Source organism: Vibrio sp. 5S239, from assembly GCF_041439575.1.
Classification (GTDB): Bacteria; Pseudomonadota; Gammaproteobacteria; order Enterobacterales; family Vibrionaceae; genus Vibrio; species Vibrio kanaloae.
Window position 1 is genome coordinate 38,648 of the sequence record NZ_JBGOOM010000012.1, and the last position, 16,221, is coordinate 54,868.

Below are 16,221 nucleotides of genomic sequence, written 5' to 3' on the forward strand. Positions count from 1 at the left end.
ATGAATGATTCTCGAGTTATAGATCTAAGAGTAGTAGTTACTGAAGAAGATTTTTCTGTGGGTGACGAATACGATTATCTAGCTCAAGGCACAGCTGCAGGAGCGGTAGTGACGTTTGTCGGTAAAGTTCGGGACATGAATCTTGGCGACAATGTGATTGGTTTGTCTCTGGAGCATTACCCTGGCATGACAGAGAAGTCGCTGAGCGAGATTTGTGATCAAGCTGAAGCGCGCTGGCCTATTCAGAAGATGCGAGTGATTCACCGCGTTGGTGACCTAGATATCGGTGATCAGATAGTTTACGTTGGTGTATCCAGTGCGCATCGCGGTTCAGCCTTTGAAGCCTGTGAGTTTGTTATGGATTTCCTCAAAACCAAAGCTCCGTTTTGGAAAAAAGAACGTACTACCGAGGCGACTCGTTGGGTCGATTCTCGAGATTCAGATGCAAAAGCTGCGGAGCGTTGGGGAAAGTAAGCCTCTCAACATTGTGTTTGATCCAGAAGTAAACAGTAGAAAGCCGACGATTAACGTCGGTTTTTTTGTGGATACTATAAAGTTTTTGTATAAAAAACGTTGTCCTAATAAATAATTACTCGGCTAGATTGCATGTAAATTCAAGGGCTTATTTGGTCTGGATTGGTGCGTCGCTTTATCCGTTTTAGTGCAGAACACTATGCTATTTTGTTTAAAGTGATGACCCTCACAAATAGTGCAGTCTGTTTAGGTGATATGTGATATGCAATTAGATTTAATGTGGCATTAATGTTAATTTTCTGGCGGTGTTATAGGACAAGATGCTAAAAAAAAGTATCAATACAGATACATCAACACTAAAGGCTGTTTCTTAATAAAGTTACTCTGTGTAATTCACTACGCATTAGGTTTTTATTAGATATTTACACTGATATCATGAATATTTTGGGAAATTCTCCGATTTTTTGCGACATGTTAATAGCAAATTACTTCAATGGTTGATAGTGTGAGCCGCAATCTTTGTAAGGTTTTAGGTTTTAATGCTTAATATTTGAGCTAAATACATCTAAATCACTGCCTTTCAGTGAACCGAGCAAAGAAGTCATGGATGCAATACAAAAAACTTGGAGTTTATTAAATGTACAAGAATAAAATCACTCAAGCCCTTCTTCTAGGTGCAGGTCTGGCAGTGGCTGCCACTTCTACTCTTTCTATCGCTGCTGACGTTCCAGCAGGTACAGAACTAGCAAAAGTTCAGGAACTGGTCCGCGGTAACGGTACTGAAGTTGCGACTATCGACCCTCACAAATCTCAAGGTGTACCAGAATCTCACGTAATTCGTGATCTTTTAGAAGGTCTAGTGAACCAAGACGGCGAAGGCAACACTATCCCAGGGGTAGCCGAAAGTTGGGAAACGACAGACAACAAAACATTCACTTTCCACCTACGTAAAGATGCAAAATGGTCTAATGGCGATCCTGTAACAGCTGAAGATTTCGTTTACAGTTGGCAACGTGCAGTCGATCCTGCCACTGCTTCTCCGTACGCTTGGTACATGGAATATACCAAGATGGTGAACGCGAAAGACATCGTAGCGGGTAAGAAGGACAAGAGTGAACTCGGCGTTAAAGCTGTAGATGAATATACGCTTGTTGTTGAATTAGAAACAGCGGTACCATACTTCGTAATGATGATGGGCCATACCACAGTGAAGCCAGTGCATAAGGCAACTGTTGAAAAATATGGTGACCAATGGACTAAGCCAGATCACTTCGTTGGTAACGGTGCATTTGTTCCAAATCAATGGGTCGTTAATGAGCGTCTTGAGTTAGTTCGTAATGAAAATTACTGGGATAACGATCATACCGTTCTCAATAAAGTAACGTTCCTACCAATCGAAAATCAAGTAGCGGAAATGAACCGCTTTTTATCCGGTGAAATCGACTTCACGTATGATTTGCCAATTGAGCATTTCAAGCGTATGAAAAAGGAGCACCCAGAAGACCTTTCCGTCGTGGGTAATCTTTGTAGTTACTACTACTCATTCAATACTAAGAAAAAGCCTTTCGATGATGTACGTGTACGTAAAGCGATTTCTTATGCGATTGATCGTGACATAGTTGCTGGCGCCATTATGGGGCAAGGACAGAAACCTGCGTACTTCTTGACGCCGGAGATCACGGCTGGATTTGATCCTGAGCTTCCTCAGTACGGTAAAATGTCTCAAAAAGAACGTAACGCCGAAGCGGCGCGCCTTCTTGAAGAAGCAGGTTTTGGAAAAGATAACCCTCTCGAGTTCTCTCTCCTGTATAACACTGATGAGAACCACAAGAAAGTTGCAGTAGCTCTTGGTTCTATGTGGAAGAAAACGCTAGGGCTTAAAATTACGCTTGAAAACCAAGAGTGGAAAACTTACCTATCTTCTAAAGATACCGGCAACTTTGAAGTCGCTCGTGCAGGTTGGTGTGGTGATTACAACGAAGCGTCTACATTTTTAACCTTGATGGTTAGTGCTAATACAACAGGCGGCCAACATTGGGGAAATACCGATTATGACGCTTTGATGGACAAGGCTATTAATTCAACGTCAGAACAAGAACGTACCGCTCTGTATTTAGAAGCAGAAAAGCTAATGGCGAATGAGATGCCTATTGCTCCTATTTATCAGTACGTAAAAACACGTTTACTGAACCCGCATGTCGGTGGCTTCCCAGCTAATAATGCGGAAGAGAAAATCTACTCAAAAGACCTCTATATCAAAGCTCAATAATAAGCGCTTCGATTATAAAAAGTTAATATAACTATAACGATACAGACACTACATGCACAGGGTGTGCATGTAGCGTTTTTCTAATTTTCATTGTCACAGACTGAAAGAGTGAGTTTATGTTTAAATTCATTATGAAAAGGATATTTGAAGCGATTCCAACCATGTTGGTGTTGATCACTATCTCTTTTTTTCTTATGCGTTTTGCTCCGGGCAATCCGTTTTCAAGCGAACGTCCATTACCGCCAGAGGTTATGGCGAACATCGAAGCAAAATATGGCTTAGATAAACCTGTATTTGAGCAGTACACCACGTACTTGACCAATATTCTACAAGGTGATTTTGGCCCTTCGTTCAAATATTTAGATTACTCTGTTAACGAGTTAATCTCGGTAGCACTTCCTGTATCGGCAAAGGTAGGCCTTGTTGCTTTTATCTTTACGTTATTAATGGGGGTTACCATAGGGACGATAGCCGCGCTGAAGCACAACACCTGGGTTGATTACACCATAATGTCGACCGCCATGCTCGGTGTTGTAATGCCTTCGTTTGTATTGGCTCCAGCTCTTATCTATGTGTTTTCTTTACACTTAAACCTTTTTCCTGCCGGTGGTTGGCTCGATGGGTCGGCTAAATACCTCGTTCTACCGGTTATTGCGATGTCTCTTCTATATGTAGCAACCTTTGCTCGTATCACTCGCGGGAGCATGATCGAAACCTTAAATAGTAACTTTATCCGTACTGCTCGAGCTAAAGGTCTAAGCTACCGTTATATTGTTCTTAAACATGCACTTAAGCCAGCAATGCTACCAGTTGTGTCATACATGGGACCAGCGTTTGTCGGTATCATTACAGGTTCAGTTGTTGTTGAAACCATCTTTGGCCTACCGGGCATTGGTAAGCTGTTTGTTAACGCTGCGTTTAACCGTGATTATTCGTTAGTAATGGGTGTAACCATTCTGATTGGTTTCCTATTTATCTTGTTCAACGCAATTGTTGATATTTTACTAGCGCTTATTGACCCGAAAATTCGCTACTAGCAGGGACGCATGGTTATGTTGAATAAAAAAGAAAATTTAGAAGCGATCGAAAACTTCTCTGAGAGTTTGGAAATTGAAGGTCGTAGCTTGTGGCAGGATGCACGTATTCGTTTTATGCGAAACAAAGCCGCAATGATCAGTCTGTTCATTCTAACGATTATGGTGCTATCGGTAATCTTCTTACCGATGCTTGCGCAGCATGCTTACGATGACACTGACTGGTACGCAATGCACGTAGGTCCAAATGCTGATCACTGGTTTGGTACTGACAGTTTAGGTCGTGACCTATATGTTCGTACGATGATTGGTGGCCGTATCTCTCTTATGGTGGGTGTGATGGGCGCATTCGTAGCAGTCCTGATTGGTACGCTTTACGGTGCTGCTTCAGGCTTCATTGGTGGTCGTACTGACCGAGTGATGATGCGTATCCTAGAGATCTTATACGCGGTGCCATTCATGTTCCTCGTGATCGTATTGGTAACGTTCTTTGGCCGTAATATCGTACTCATCTTTGTTGCTATCGGTGCGATTGCTTGGCTCGATATGGCACGAATTGTACGTGGTCAAACGTTGAGTTTACGCAGTAAAGAGTTCATTGAAGCTGCTCACGTATGTGGTGTCAGCAAATGGAAAATCATTACACGTCATATCGTACCGAACGTATTGGGTATTGTTGCGGTTTACTCAACGCTACTGATTCCAAGCATGATCCTTACAGAATCATTCTTATCTTTCCTTGGTCTTGGTGTTCAAGAGCCTATGACAAGTTGGGGCGCGCTGTTACAAGAAGGTTCGCAAACAATGGAAGTTGCAATTTGGCAACTGGCATTCCCTGCGGCATTCATGGTAGTTACGCTGTTCTGCTTTAACTACGTAGGTGATGGTCTGCGCGACGCGCTTGATCCAAAAGACAGATAACGAAATAGCAATCAAAAGCTATAAAAGATTAAGGAAGCAATAATGAGCTTATTAGATGTCAAAGATCTGCGCGTAGAATTTACCACGCAAGATGGTATCGTCACCGCAGTAAATGATCTGAATTTCTCACTCAACCAAGGCGAAACTCTGGGTATCGTGGGTGAGTCAGGTTCAGGTAAATCTCAAACGGTATTTGCACTGATGGGACTGCTGGCGAAGAACGGCATTATTTCAGGAAGTGCGAAGTTTGAAGGCAATGAAATTCTCAATTTGCCAGAGAAAGAACTTAACAAGGTTCGCGCCGAACAGATCGCAATGATCTTTCAAGATCCAATGACATCACTGAATCCTTACATGAAAGTAAGTGATCAGTTGATGGAAGTACTTATGCTACATAAAGGCATGGGTAAAGCAGAAGCGTTTGAAGAATCAGTACGCATGCTTGAAGCGGTGAAAATCCCTGAAGCTCGCAAGCGTATTACTATGTATCCGCATGAGTTTTCTGGCGGTATGCGTCAGCGTGTGATGATTGCAATGGCGCTATTGTGTCGTCCAAAACTGCTTATCGCGGATGAACCGACAACCGCTTTGGATGTAACTATTCAGGCGCAAATCATGGAATTGCTGAACGAATTGAAAGATGAGTTTAATACGGCAATTATCATGATTACCCATGATTTGGGGGTGGTTGCGGGATCATGTGAAAAAGTACTTGTGATGTACGCTGGTCGTACTATGGAATACGGTACGGTTGATGAAATTTTCTACGAGCCAAGCCACCCATACGCCGAAGGCTTACTGAAAGCGATTCCTCGTTTGGATACCGAAGGTGAAATTCTACCGACGATTCCAGGTAACCCTCCTAACTTACTTCGTCTGCCTACAGGTTGTCCTTATCAGGATCGTTGTCACCGTGTAATGGACCGTTGTAAGCAAGAAGCACCAATTTTGCAGCCATTTGCAAAAGATCGTCAGCGTGCTTGTTTTTCTGATTGGGAGACTTGGACAAAATGAGTAAAGAATTACTATTAGATATTAAAGACCTTAAAGTTCACTTTAGCATCGCGGCTAAGTCAGCTTGGCCATGGGCGAAACCATCAAATCTAAAAGCGGTTGATGGTGTGGATGTTCATCTTTACGAAGGCGAAACGCTGGGCGTAGTAGGTGAGTCAGGTTGTGGGAAATCAACGTTTGCACGCGCTATTATCGGCTTGGTTGAAGCAACTGACGGTCAAGTAATGTGGTTAGGTCAAGACTTAACTAAGATGCAAGAAGTGAAGCGTCGTGAGACTCGTAAAGAAATTCAGATGATCTTCCAAGATCCGCTAGCGTCGCTTAACCCACGTATGTCAGTAGGCGACATCATTGCCGAGCCTCTACAAACTTTCTATCCAGAGCTTTCTAAACAGGAAGTGAAGGACAGAGTTAAAGAGATGATGGCAAAGGTTGGTCTACTTCCAAACGTAATCAACCGTTACCCACATGAATTCTCTGGTGGTCAGTGTCAGCGTATTGGTATTGCACGTGCGCTTATCTTGAAACCTAAGATGATCATCTGTGATGAGCCTGTTTCAGCACTTGATGTGTCTATCCAAGCTCAAGTCGTAAATCTTCTTATGGAACTACAGAAAGAGTTAGGTTTGTCTTTGGTATTCATCGCGCATGATTTGTCAGTGGTTAAACACATCTCTGACCGTGTATTGGTGATGTACTTAGGTAACGCGGTAGAGCTGGGTGAATCGGATGCTTTATTCGCTGACCCCAAGCACCCATACACCAAAGCCCTGATGTCTGCAGTTCCGATTCCAGATCCTCGCTTAGAGCGCAGCAAAACTATCCAGATGTTGGAAGGTGATTTACCCTCGCCAATCAACCCGCCATCGGGTTGTGTGTTCCGTACTCGCTGCCCACAAGCAACCGAGATCTGCGCACAAACCAAACCAACCATTCAAGGTAATGACGTACACGCAGTCTCTTGCTTGCATGTACAAGTCTAGAATCTATTGATATCGGTTCAGCCTGTGACAGGCTTAAGCGCAACTTGTTTATGAGTTGCGCTTTTTTTGTACCTAAACAAACCTCCTTCAAATAATTCGAACAACTAAGCCAACTTATTCTAGTTTTGAAAAAATGGGCCTTTTTTATACTAGAGAAAAGATTTGCAAGGCAGAGGTTTAGATATGGGCAAGTTAGTTGAAGGTGTTTGGCACGATGTGTGGTACGACACCAAAGAAAACGGCGGTAAGTTCGTTCGTGAAGACGCAGGCTTTCGTCACTGGGTAGAGAATAAGCCGGACGCACAGTTTCAACCGGAAAGCGGCCGTTATCACTTATACGTATCATTGGCTTGTCCTTGGGCGCATCGCACGCTGATCTTCCGTGAGCTGAAAGGCCTAACCGATCATATTGATGTGACGGTAGTCTGCCCAGACATGATGAGCGAAGGTTGGCAAATGGGGTTACCGGAACCTCTTTTCGGCCACACTCGTATGCACCAAATCTACACCCAAGCCAAACCGGACTATTCAGGAAGAGTAACAGTACCTGTTTTATGGGATAAGAAAACCAACACTATCGTGAGTAACGAGTCGTCTGAAATCATCCGAATGTTTAACTCAGAATTTAACGAGTTAACAGGTAACACCGATGATTACTACCCGTGGGAATTGACGAGTAAGATTGATGAGTGGAACGATTATATCTATCCGAACATTAATAACGGCGTTTATCGTACCGGCTTTGCGACAACACAAGAAGCCTATGAAGAAGCGTATGACGCCTTATTTGAAGCGTTAGATAAAGTTGATGCTCATCTTAGCGAACACCGTTATCTGGCGGGTAATAAGATTACAGAAGCGGATTGGCGGTTGTTTACGACTTTGGTTCGATTCGACGCAGTGTATGTGGGTCACTTCAAGTGTAACAAGCAGCGAATAGCGGATTACGCTAATATTCAGGGCTACCTGAAAGAGCTGTTTCAGGTCGAAGGTATTAAAGAAACAACTGATTTTTACCACATCAAACGTCACTATTATTACAGCCACACAGGTATTAACCCAACCCAAGTTGTGCCGAAAGGGCCTGCACTTGATTTAGAATCGGCCCATGGACGAGGTTAGAAGCATCAAATAACCTTAAGCATTAGACATAAAAAAACCCTAGATGAGAATCTAGGGTTTTTGCTTTCTACAAAAGAAAAATTAGTTAATTACTTTTTCTTCAGCTTGAGCTGCTTGGTCTGCTTGGATAGCCGTTAGAGCTACGGTGTAAACGATGTCGTCTACTAGAGCGCCACGAGACAAGTCATTTACTGGCTTGCGCATACCTTGAAGCATTGGACCGATAGACACTAGGTCTGCTGAACGCTGTACCGCTTTGTAAGTCGTGTTACCCGTGTTTAGGTCTGGGAATACGAATACTGTCGCTTTACCTGCAACTGGAGAGTTAGGCGCTTTAGAAGCAGCAACGTTTTCCATGATAGCGGCATCGTACTGTAGAGGGCCGTCAATCACTAGATCAGGACGTTTCTCTTGAGCAAGTTTGGTTGCCTCACGTACTTTATCTACATCTGCACCTTTACCAGATTCACCAGTAGAGTAAGAGATCATAGCAACGCGTGGGTCGATACCGAATGCCGCAGCAGAATCTGCAGATTGGATAGCGATTTCAGCAAGTTGTTCCGCTGTTGGATCTGGGTTGATCGCACAGTCACCGTATACAAGCACTTGATCAGGCAGAAGCATGAAGAAGATTGAAGATACGATAGAAGCATCAGGAGCCGTCTTGATGATCTGGAACGGAGGAACAATAGTGTTCGCCGTTGTGTGAACAGCACCAGAAACTAGACCGTCAACTTCACCCGCTTCGAGCATCATAGTGCCTAGGAATACTGAATCGTTTAGCTTTTCGCGAGCGACAACTTCAGTCATTCCTTTAGCGCCACGAAGTTCTACTAGACGAGCAACGTAGTTTTCGCGAACTGATGCAGAATCAATGATCTCAACGCCTGCGCCAAGCTCAACGCCTTGCTGTGCAGCAACGCGACGGATTTCTTCAGGGTTACCTAGAAGCACACATGTTGCGATACCGCGCTCAGCACAGATAGCCGCAGCTTTTACCGTACGTGGCTCATCACCTTCAGGAAGAACGATACGCTTAGCCGCTTTACGAGCGAATTCAGTTAGCTGGTAACGGAATGCTGGTGGGCTTAGACGACGAATGCCTTGAGTTCCTTCAGATAGAGAATCAATCCAAGGGCCATCAATGTGGCTAGCAACGTGATCGTTAACGAACTCGATACGCTCTTTATCGTCCGCAGGAACTTCTAGGTTGAAGCTTTGTAGGTTTAGAGACGTCTGCCAAGTGTTACCTTGAGCTTTGAAGATCGGTAAGCCTGAAGCAAATGCTGGTGCACAAAGTTTAGCAATGCTTTCTGGGATGTCGTAACCGCCAGTCAGCAAAATTGCACCAATTTCAACACCGTTTTTCGCAGCAAGTGCCGCAGCAACGATAACGTCAGGACGGTCTGCAGAAGTTACTAGCAGTGAACCTGGCTTAAAGTGTTCGATCATGTGCGGTAGAGAACGAGCACAGAAAGTGATGCTCTTAATACGACGTTTAGATATCTCACCTTCATTAACGATTTCAGCGTTAAGGTGCTTAGCCATATCAACCGCACGAGTTGCGATTAGGTCGATGCTCCATGGCACGCAGCCAAGAACACGGATAGGGCTAGAGTTGAAGATTTGCATGACTTCAAGATTCGCTTGTTGAGCGCTATCTGCATCATCGAAGATTTCAGAAAGGTCAGGACGAGTACGGCCAGCTTCATCAACAGGAGCGTTAAGCTTGTTGATGATTACACCTTTAATACTCTTGTTCTTAGTACCGCCGAAGTTAGAACATGCTACTTCGATACGCTCTTTAAGTTGCGTAGGGTTGTCAGTACCAGGAGTTGCAACGAATACGATCTCCGCGCCAAGTGTCTTCGCGATTTCTGCGTTTACTTGGTTTGCAAATGGGTGCTTACGAGTTGGAACTAGGCCTTCAATAAGCGTAACTTCTGCGTCTTTGTTGATCTTGTTGTATTGTTCAACAACAGACTCAAGAAGTTCGTCCATTTTTTCGCTACCGATCAAAGCTTCAGCTTTAGTCATCGCGATAGGCTCACCAATCTTAATGTCGCTGTTTACGCTGATAATAGTAGACGTTAGATCGGGTTGATCACCACCGCTACGAGGTTGAGCAATTGGCTTGTAGAAAGAAACACTTACGCCCTTGCGCTCCATAGCGCGAAGAACACCCATGCTAACACTAGTAAGACCAACACCAGCGCTTGTAGGGATAAGCATAATAGTACGTGACATTGACGAACACCTTTGACTATTGGAAATAAAAAAGCTCAACGGCTATCCCCACCGATATTTAAATTGGGGTAGGAATAGAAGTTGAGCCCCATTTTCTTAGTATGAAAAGCTGACTAGCTTCAAGTGAAACTAGTCAGAAAAATCAATTAAAGACCTGCTAGTTCCGCAGTGTCTTCAGCAATGACTAGCTCTTCGTTAGTTGAGATAACCATTGCAGGGATGCGGCTGTTGGCTGTAGTGATAGTACCTTCGCCGCCGAAACGAGCTTTAAGGTTAGCTTCGCTGTCAACTTCGATGCCGAAGATGCCTAGGCGGTTAAGCACCATTTCACGGATTGGGCCAGAGTTCTCGCCGATGCCGCCAGTGAAAGTGATTGCGTCAAGACGACCTTCTAGGGTTGCAGTGTAACCAGCAACGTATTTAGCTAAACGGTGACAGAACACGTCCATTGCACGAGTTGCTTCTTCTTTCTCACCGTAGTTGTCTTCAACGAAACGACAGTCAGAAGTCACTTCAGTCAGACCAGCAAGACCAGACTCTTTAGTCAGCATGTTGTTGATTTCTTCAACAGAGTAACCAAGAGCGTCGTGTAGGTGGAAGATGATCGCAGGATCTAGGTCACCACAACGAGTACCCATTACAAGGCCTTCAAGAGGAGTAAGACCCATAGACGTATCTACAGATTGACCGTTCTTGATAGCACATACAGAAGCGCCGTTACCTAGGTGACAGTTGATGATGTTAACTTCTTCAACTGGCTTGTTTAGTAGGCCTGCAACTTCACGAGTGATGAATAGGTGAGAAGTACCGTGCATGCCGTAACGACGGATGCCGTGCTCTTTGTACAGGTTGTACGGTAGAGCGTATAGGTAAGACTCAGAAGGCATTGTTTGGTGGAACGCAGTGTCAAATACAGCAACGTTTTGTAGACCAGGGAAGTTCTGTTGAGCCGCTTCGATACCGATAAGGTGAGCTGGGTTGTGAAGAGGTGCGAAAGTCGCAGCGTCTTGAATACCCTTAAGTACTTCATCAGTGATAAGTGCCGAAGAAGTGAACTGCTCGCCACCGTGTACGATACGGTGACCGATAGCGCCAAGGTTAGCTTTAAGCTCTGGCTTAGAAGCAAGAATAGTTTCTACCATGAAAGATAGTGCTTCTACGTGAGCTGCGCCCGCGCCTAGTTGTGCTTCGTGCTTGCCATCAAGTTTCCACTTCATACGAGCTTCTGGAAGACCTAGACACTCAGCAAGACCAGTGAGGTGCTCCGCACCTGTTTCTGCATCAACCACAGCGAATTTAAGAGAAGAACTACCACAGTTTAAAACTAAAACTAGCTTAGACATTAATGACTACCTGTTAATTTTTCTGATCGAAATCAGTTAAGGATGAAAATTAATCTCAAGAATAGACGAAGCATGTGGGCTTGCGTACTAACCTTGGTCAAAAAAACGTTAATTTCCGTATAAAGTGAAAGCGCACTTTTTCAAAAAAGAGGCTTGAGCATTCCTTGCAGAAGTCTTCTCAAAGTTGCTTAAATTGTAAATAAGGGCAACAATGAGATTGAGGTCTGCAAATAATAGCGATATTGTGCAAATATAACAAAAAAATTTGAAATAATATTATTTTTCGTCAAATTCTTGTGTTTTTAGTTGATGGTTTCAACTTTTTTTTAGTGGGAGGCTCATATGAGCAATAGAGTTGGTTTAACGAGCAGTTTAAAAGATGGCCAAAAATACATGGATCTTTGGCCTGTCCGAAAAGAGTTAAACGCTATTTTCCCAGAGCAACGCATCATTAAAGCCACGCGCTTTGGTGTAAAAGTGATGCCCGCGATAGCTGCTATCAGCGTTTTGACGCAAATGGTCTTTAATAATAACCAAGCGATACCGCAAGCCGTAGTTATGGCTTTGTTTGCTATTAGTTTACCGCTTCAAGGTATGTGGTGGTTAGGCAATCGCTCAAACACTCAACTCCCGCCAGCGTTAGTATCGTGGTATCGCGAACTGCACGAGAAGATCACTGAAACGGGTTTTGCTTTAGAGCCAATGAAGCCACGCCCTCGCTATAAAGAATTGGCGATCATTTTGAACCGTGCATTCCGCCAGTTAGATAAATCGTCAATGGAACGCTGGTTCTAACAATACCTCATCGATCCTTATCGTCTGAGAACGGCTACACATCGTTGATGGTTTGTTCTCAGATTTTGTGCATCTACTTGTGCCCACTTAGTTTGTTATTTGCTGACTCATCTCGACCAATCTTTCTCACATAATTAGAACTTTGTTGTGTTTCTGTTAGATATCACTTCAAGTTATTAATTGTTGTTGGTAATTGTATCAATAGCGGGTGTGGTATTATTCTCTTAGATCGAACAATAACAACGAGATCTTGATGAAGGAAGTATTGATGGTTTCGGTAAGAAAAGTATTAACGGCTGCTTTGAGTGGTTTTCTGCTGCTATGGACAGGAAACGTGATGGCAAACATAGTCAAAGTGTCAGTATCGCAAGTGGTAGACCATCCTGATTTAAACGCGACACGTTTAGGATTGATTGAAGGGCTACGAGCTAAAGGTTTTGAATCTGGTAAAAACTTAGAGTTTTCCTATGAGCTAGCTGATGGTAATCCAGCGCAAGCTGCGAAAATAGCTAGAAAGTTCGTCAGTGAAAACCCTCATGTATTAGTCGGCATCTCGACACCTACCTCTCAGGCTCTGGTATCGGCAACACGATCCATTCCTATTGTGTTTACAGCGGTTACAGATCCAATCGGGGCAAGACTTGTAAAACAGTTGGAAAAACCGGGTCGAAATGTCACTGGCCTTTCTGACTTATCACCGATCACCCAACATGTATCGTTAATTAGAGAACTTTTTCCTCAGGCAAGTTCAATCGGTGTTGTTTACAATCCGGCAGAGGCAAATGCGGTTGCTTTAATCGGGCTATTGAGAAAGGCTGCGCGAGATTTTGGTTTCACTCTCCTCATCGAAAAAGCATTGAGTGTTGAAGACGTAGAAGCAAAAGCAAAATCTGTCGCTAGGAAGTCTGATGTTATCTACGCGTTGACCGACAATACTGTTGCAAGCGGTATGGAAGAACTTATAGAAGCAGCGAATCAAGCAGGGACGCCAGTGGTTGCAGGGGCCACTTCTTATGTTGGACAGGGAGCTATTGCAGGTTTAGGTCTAGATTATTATGACGTTGGAGTGAAAACCGCTGACTATGTAGTTGCGATTCTGAATGGGCAAAAACCTGGAAAGTTGAGTGTCAAAACTGCGCAGAGTTCACAGCTGGTGGTTAACCTAGACGCTGCTCGTGCACTTGGCGTGATCGTGCCTCAGTCTGTGCTTGAGCGTGCCGTCATTAGCCGATAAACCTCTTTAGTAGGTCTCAATTGACGGACTATCTATCTGTTACTTTGTTAACAGAGCTTGAATTAGTTTTTAATGATTCAAACTTAATCATCTTAATATCAAACAGCGTTCTTTTTTATTAGTTTGCGAATAGTCACTTCACCGTTAAGCCTGCCGTTAATATCAATTTACATTATTTTATATCGAGAGGGCTGTGGATTAGTGTAATAATATTAATGGTATAAATGAAAGTAGCTAAACGCTAAGAGCAAATTATATGAAAATAAACAGGCGCTTTAGCCTTCACTTTGTCTTCGGATTTCCCGTCGTGATCGCCTTAATGCTGCTTAGTTTAATAGTTAAGAACCATTTTGACGCTGTAGAAAAGGAAATCGACAGCGAATTTCACCGTATCGAAGAGGCGTTTAAACGGACGGCTAAAATCGTCATCGCCTTAGATTATAGCTTTTCTAATTACCATAAATCCGGTAATCCTTTTTCCCTCGACCATAACAAACAAGTGGTTGGTGGCCTTTGTCGTATTTGGCCTATTGACGTGTTACTGCTTGCCGATGGCAAAACTTCAGACATTCCCTCTATTGATATCAACTACATGTTGGTTGGTGAGGAGTCCTTATGTTCTGAAAACAGTGATAGTGACAGTTACATAAATGCCTCAAAGAAGATTACTCTGGCGCCTATTCTTTCATTCTTGTCCCAGCTTGATGAGTATCACAACGGCATTTACTTTATTGATACACTTGGTTACGTTATTTCATCACCTGAAGATATTGCTAAGGGATTAAGCAAAGAACTACTGTCGACAATCAAAAGTCGCCCTTATTGGCAGAAAACAGCTAACAACCCAGATCATCTAACACTATCTGGCCCTGCATACCGGTTTGATTCCCTTGATCGAATTATTAGTATGACAATTCCAGTATTTCATAAAGGAGCCCATCAAGGGATGTTATCGGTGGATATTGATGCTGATAAGCTACTTGCTAACTCTAGTGAGCATCTAGTGGGTCGAATTGATATCGTTGATATCACATTAGTCAATCCGACTGATAATGCCACCTTCTATCACGAGATAGCATTGGAAGGGGTCGCGTCTCATCAAGCGATTTACTACGAGTTTGACCTTGCGAAAGAGATTGAGTACTTTTTTGTTTATGAGAAAGACAGCCTTATTGTGGCTATTATCGTGTATATGTTTTCTGTAACGATTTTTTTCTACGTTAATTCCAATATGGAACGTATCTATTTTAAAGATCTTGCAGCTAAAGATCCTATGACTGGGTTATTGAATCGACGTGGCTTGGAAGTTTTTTGGAGTAGCGTAGAACATGACCAATTGTTTGCTTTAATAGTATTTGATATTGATGACTTCAAGTCGATTAATGATACCTATGGTCATGATAAAGGTGATGATGTGATTCGTTATATGTCGCGTCAGATTAGTAGTAGTATTCGAAATAGCGATGTAGCTGCAAGGTTTGGTGGGGAAGAATTCGTCGTTTATCTGGAAGGTGATGATCGAGCGGCCATGATAAAAACATTACAACGCGTTAAAAATGCAATTAGTGCGAACTCAACGGACATTATCCCTGATGGTTTCACGATATCAGGTGGGGTTTGTATTGTTGAGGCTGAACACAACAACCTCAACTTTGACGAGATATTCAAATACGCGGATGAAAAGCTGTATGTGGCTAAGACTACTGGCAAAGACCGCATCGTATTTTAACCACGCTATTGAGGCTTTATAAAGAGATAAGGGGGAACTCACTCAAACTGTTTGGCTGTGTTCCTCTTGATAAAGCTGAAGGCGCTCTACAATGGGAGGCGCTTTCTTGAAAGTACGAATTTCTTTAAATAGTTCGTTCGCTTCAGGGTAACCTTTACTCAGGTAGACAAACCACTGCTTTACTCTATTGGGGTAGTACATGCCTTTATCCCCTTTAATTTGAAACTCTGAATAACGCAATAAAAGTTCAATCACTCTATTCCACGGCATTTTTTGATGGTCGTGCTTAACGACATTACCAAGGTTCGGAATGTTGAAGGCGCCTCGGCAAACCATCAATGAGTCCACCCCTGTTGCTTTAATGCAATCTTGGCCATCTTGATAGTTCCAAATTTCCCCATTGGCAATCAACGGCAGAGACGTTTTCTCTCTTATTTGATTAATGTAGTCCCATTTGATTTCGCTGGCTTTATAGCCGCCAATTTTGGTTCGTGCATGTACGGTGAGTTCGTCAGCTTTTGCTAGCTCGATAGCGTCGACAATTTCAAAGCACTCTTCAGGATGCTCCCAGCCTAATCGAATTTTTGCGGAAACGGGAATGTGTGCAGGCACCGCCTCTCGGCAGGCTTTTACCACTTGATAGATGAGTTCTGGCTCTTTTAACAGTGAAGCTCCACCATTACTTTTGTTTACCGCCTTTGCAGGGCAACCAAAGTTAATATCAATGCCTTTAGCGCCTAAATTTGCAGCTTGGAAGGCATTTTCGGCCATCCAATTTGGGTGTTGTCCAAGAAGTTGGAGATGGATAGGCACACCTGCCATGGTTTGAGAGCCTTGATGTAATTCAGGGCAAATACGGTGGAAAACATGCGGAGGCAGAAGTTGATCAACTACGCGCACAAACTCTGTCACACAGAGGTCATAATCATTGATCTCTGTCAGAATTTCGCGCATCAGATGATCTAGTACGCCCTCCATAGGGCCAAGTATTACTCGCATATTGTTTGCTACCGAAACTGAGTGTACCGAAAATTTAAGAGGCGTGATTGTACGGTG

At 43.4% G+C, this 16,221-nt stretch carries 13 protein-coding genes; 10 read left to right on the top strand and 3 right to left on the bottom strand.

Going from position 1 to position 16,221, the window contains the following annotated elements:
* The 7 genes from moaE (at position 1) to ACED48_RS11470 (ending at position 7,817) form a co-directional block, all read left to right on the top strand.
* A complete protein-coding gene (gene moaE / locus ACED48_RS11440; protein ID WP_017054955.1) occupies positions 1-474 on the top strand; it encodes a molybdopterin synthase catalytic subunit MoaE in 474 nt (157 codons plus the stop codon).
* Positions 475-1,111: 637 nt separating this feature from the next.
* Complete coding sequence (locus tag ACED48_RS11445) at positions 1,112-2,743, top strand: ABC transporter substrate-binding protein (protein ID WP_017054956.1); 1,632 nt, start codon at positions 1,112-1,114, stop codon at positions 2,741-2,743.
* Between the two features lie 116 nt (positions 2,744-2,859).
* Positions 2,860-3,780 (top strand): oligopeptide ABC transporter permease OppB, encoded by a 921-nt coding sequence (gene oppB, locus ACED48_RS11450; RefSeq protein WP_017054957.1) that lies wholly within the window; start codon positions 2,860-2,862, stop codon positions 3,778-3,780.
* Between the two features lie 15 nt (positions 3,781-3,795).
* Positions 3,796-4,698 (top strand): oligopeptide ABC transporter permease OppC, encoded by a 903-nt coding sequence (gene oppC / locus ACED48_RS11455; RefSeq protein ID WP_017054958.1) that lies wholly within the window; start codon positions 3,796-3,798, stop codon positions 4,696-4,698.
* Positions 4,699-4,740: 42 nt separating this feature from the next.
* Positions 4,741-5,712 (top strand): ABC transporter ATP-binding protein, encoded by a 972-nt coding sequence (locus tag ACED48_RS11460; protein ID WP_017054959.1) that lies wholly within the window; start codon positions 4,741-4,743, stop codon positions 5,710-5,712.
* Positions 5,709-6,695 carry a murein tripeptide/oligopeptide ABC transporter ATP binding protein OppF gene (gene oppF / locus ACED48_RS11465; protein WP_017054960.1) on the top strand — a complete coding sequence of 329 codons (987 nt, stop codon included), beginning with the start codon at positions 5,709-5,711 and terminating at the stop codon, positions 6,693-6,695. Before ACED48_RS11460 ends, oppF begins: the two co-directional genes overlap by 4 nt.
* A 183-nt stretch (positions 6,696-6,878) precedes the next feature.
* The gene (locus tag ACED48_RS11470; RefSeq protein WP_017054961.1) at positions 6,879-7,817 is read left to right on the top strand and encodes a glutathione S-transferase family protein; all 939 of its coding nucleotides are present in this window, start codon (positions 6,879-6,881) and stop codon (positions 7,815-7,817) included.
* A gap of 81 nt (positions 7,818-7,898) precedes the next feature.
* On the opposite strand, the gene pta is transcribed toward ACED48_RS11470, so the two are convergent.
* On the bottom strand, positions 7,899-10,064 hold the full coding sequence (gene pta / locus ACED48_RS11475; RefSeq protein ID WP_017054962.1) for a phosphate acetyltransferase: 2,166 nt from the start codon (positions 10,062-10,064) through the stop codon (positions 7,899-7,901).
* 146 nt (positions 10,065-10,210) lie between these two features.
* Positions 10,211-11,407 (bottom strand): acetate kinase, encoded by a 1,197-nt coding sequence (locus ACED48_RS11480; RefSeq protein WP_017054963.1) that lies wholly within the window; start codon positions 11,405-11,407, stop codon positions 10,211-10,213.
* A 342-nt stretch (positions 11,408-11,749) separates the two neighbouring features.
* On the opposite strand from ACED48_RS11480, the gene yfbV reads away from it, so the two are divergent.
* The 3 genes from yfbV to ACED48_RS11495 all read left to right on the top strand — a co-directional run bounded on the left by yfbV (position 11,750) and on the right by ACED48_RS11495 (position 15,165).
* Positions 11,750-12,202, top strand: coding sequence for a terminus macrodomain insulation protein YfbV (yfbV, locus tag ACED48_RS11485; protein ID WP_017054964.1), 453 nt, complete (start codon positions 11,750-11,752; stop codon positions 12,200-12,202).
* Between the two features lie 268 nt (positions 12,203-12,470).
* Positions 12,471-13,436 (top strand): ABC transporter substrate-binding protein, encoded by a 966-nt coding sequence (locus ACED48_RS11490; RefSeq protein ID WP_017054965.1) that lies wholly within the window; start codon positions 12,471-12,473, stop codon positions 13,434-13,436.
* A 256-nt stretch (positions 13,437-13,692) separates the two neighbouring features.
* The gene (locus ACED48_RS11495) at positions 13,693-15,165 is read left to right on the top strand and encodes a sensor domain-containing diguanylate cyclase (protein ID WP_029626767.1); all 1,473 of its coding nucleotides are present in this window, start codon (positions 13,693-13,695) and stop codon (positions 15,163-15,165) included.
* Positions 15,166-15,207: 42 nt separating this feature from the next.
* Here the strand turns inward: ACED48_RS11495 and dusC are convergent, their stop codons facing one another.
* Positions 15,208-16,164 carry a tRNA dihydrouridine(16) synthase DusC gene (gene dusC / locus ACED48_RS11500; RefSeq protein ID WP_077680187.1) on the bottom strand — a complete coding sequence of 319 codons (957 nt, stop codon included), beginning with the start codon at positions 16,162-16,164 and terminating at the stop codon, positions 15,208-15,210.
* Between the last annotated feature and the right edge of the window lie 57 nt (positions 16,165-16,221).

Bases quoted from the DNA above. Each gene is read 5' to 3' on its own strand.
- moaE (WP_017054955.1), top strand. From the start codon at position 1: ATGAATGATTCTCGAGTTATAGATCTAAGAGTAGTAGTTACTGAAGAA.
- ACED48_RS11460 (WP_017054959.1), top strand. From the start codon at position 4,741: ATGAGCTTATTAGATGTCAAAGATCTGCGCGTAGAATTTACCACGCAA.
- dusC (WP_077680187.1), bottom strand. From the start codon at position 16,164: ATGCGAGTAATACTTGGCCCTATGGAGGGCGTACTAGATCATCTGATG.
- pta (WP_017054962.1), bottom strand. From the start codon at position 10,064: ATGTCACGTACTATTATGCTTATCCCTACAAGCGCTGGTGTTGGTCTT.
- ACED48_RS11490 (WP_017054965.1), top strand. From the start codon at position 12,471: ATGGTTTCGGTAAGAAAAGTATTAACGGCTGCTTTGAGTGGTTTTCTG.
- ACED48_RS11480 (WP_017054963.1), bottom strand. From the start codon at position 11,407: ATGTCTAAGCTAGTTTTAGTTTTAAACTGTGGTAGTTCTTCTCTTAAA.
- oppF (WP_017054960.1), top strand. From the start codon at position 5,709: ATGAGTAAAGAATTACTATTAGATATTAAAGACCTTAAAGTTCACTTT.
- ACED48_RS11445 (WP_017054956.1), top strand. From the start codon at position 1,112: ATGTACAAGAATAAAATCACTCAAGCCCTTCTTCTAGGTGCAGGTCTG.
- oppC (WP_017054958.1), top strand. From the start codon at position 3,796: ATGTTGAATAAAAAAGAAAATTTAGAAGCGATCGAAAACTTCTCTGAG.
- ACED48_RS11470 (WP_017054961.1), top strand. From the start codon at position 6,879: ATGGGCAAGTTAGTTGAAGGTGTTTGGCACGATGTGTGGTACGACACC.
- oppB (WP_017054957.1), top strand. From the start codon at position 2,860: ATGTTTAAATTCATTATGAAAAGGATATTTGAAGCGATTCCAACCATG.
- yfbV (WP_017054964.1), top strand. From the start codon at position 11,750: ATGAGCAATAGAGTTGGTTTAACGAGCAGTTTAAAAGATGGCCAAAAA.
- ACED48_RS11495 (WP_029626767.1), top strand. From the start codon at position 13,693: ATGAAAATAAACAGGCGCTTTAGCCTTCACTTTGTCTTCGGATTTCCC.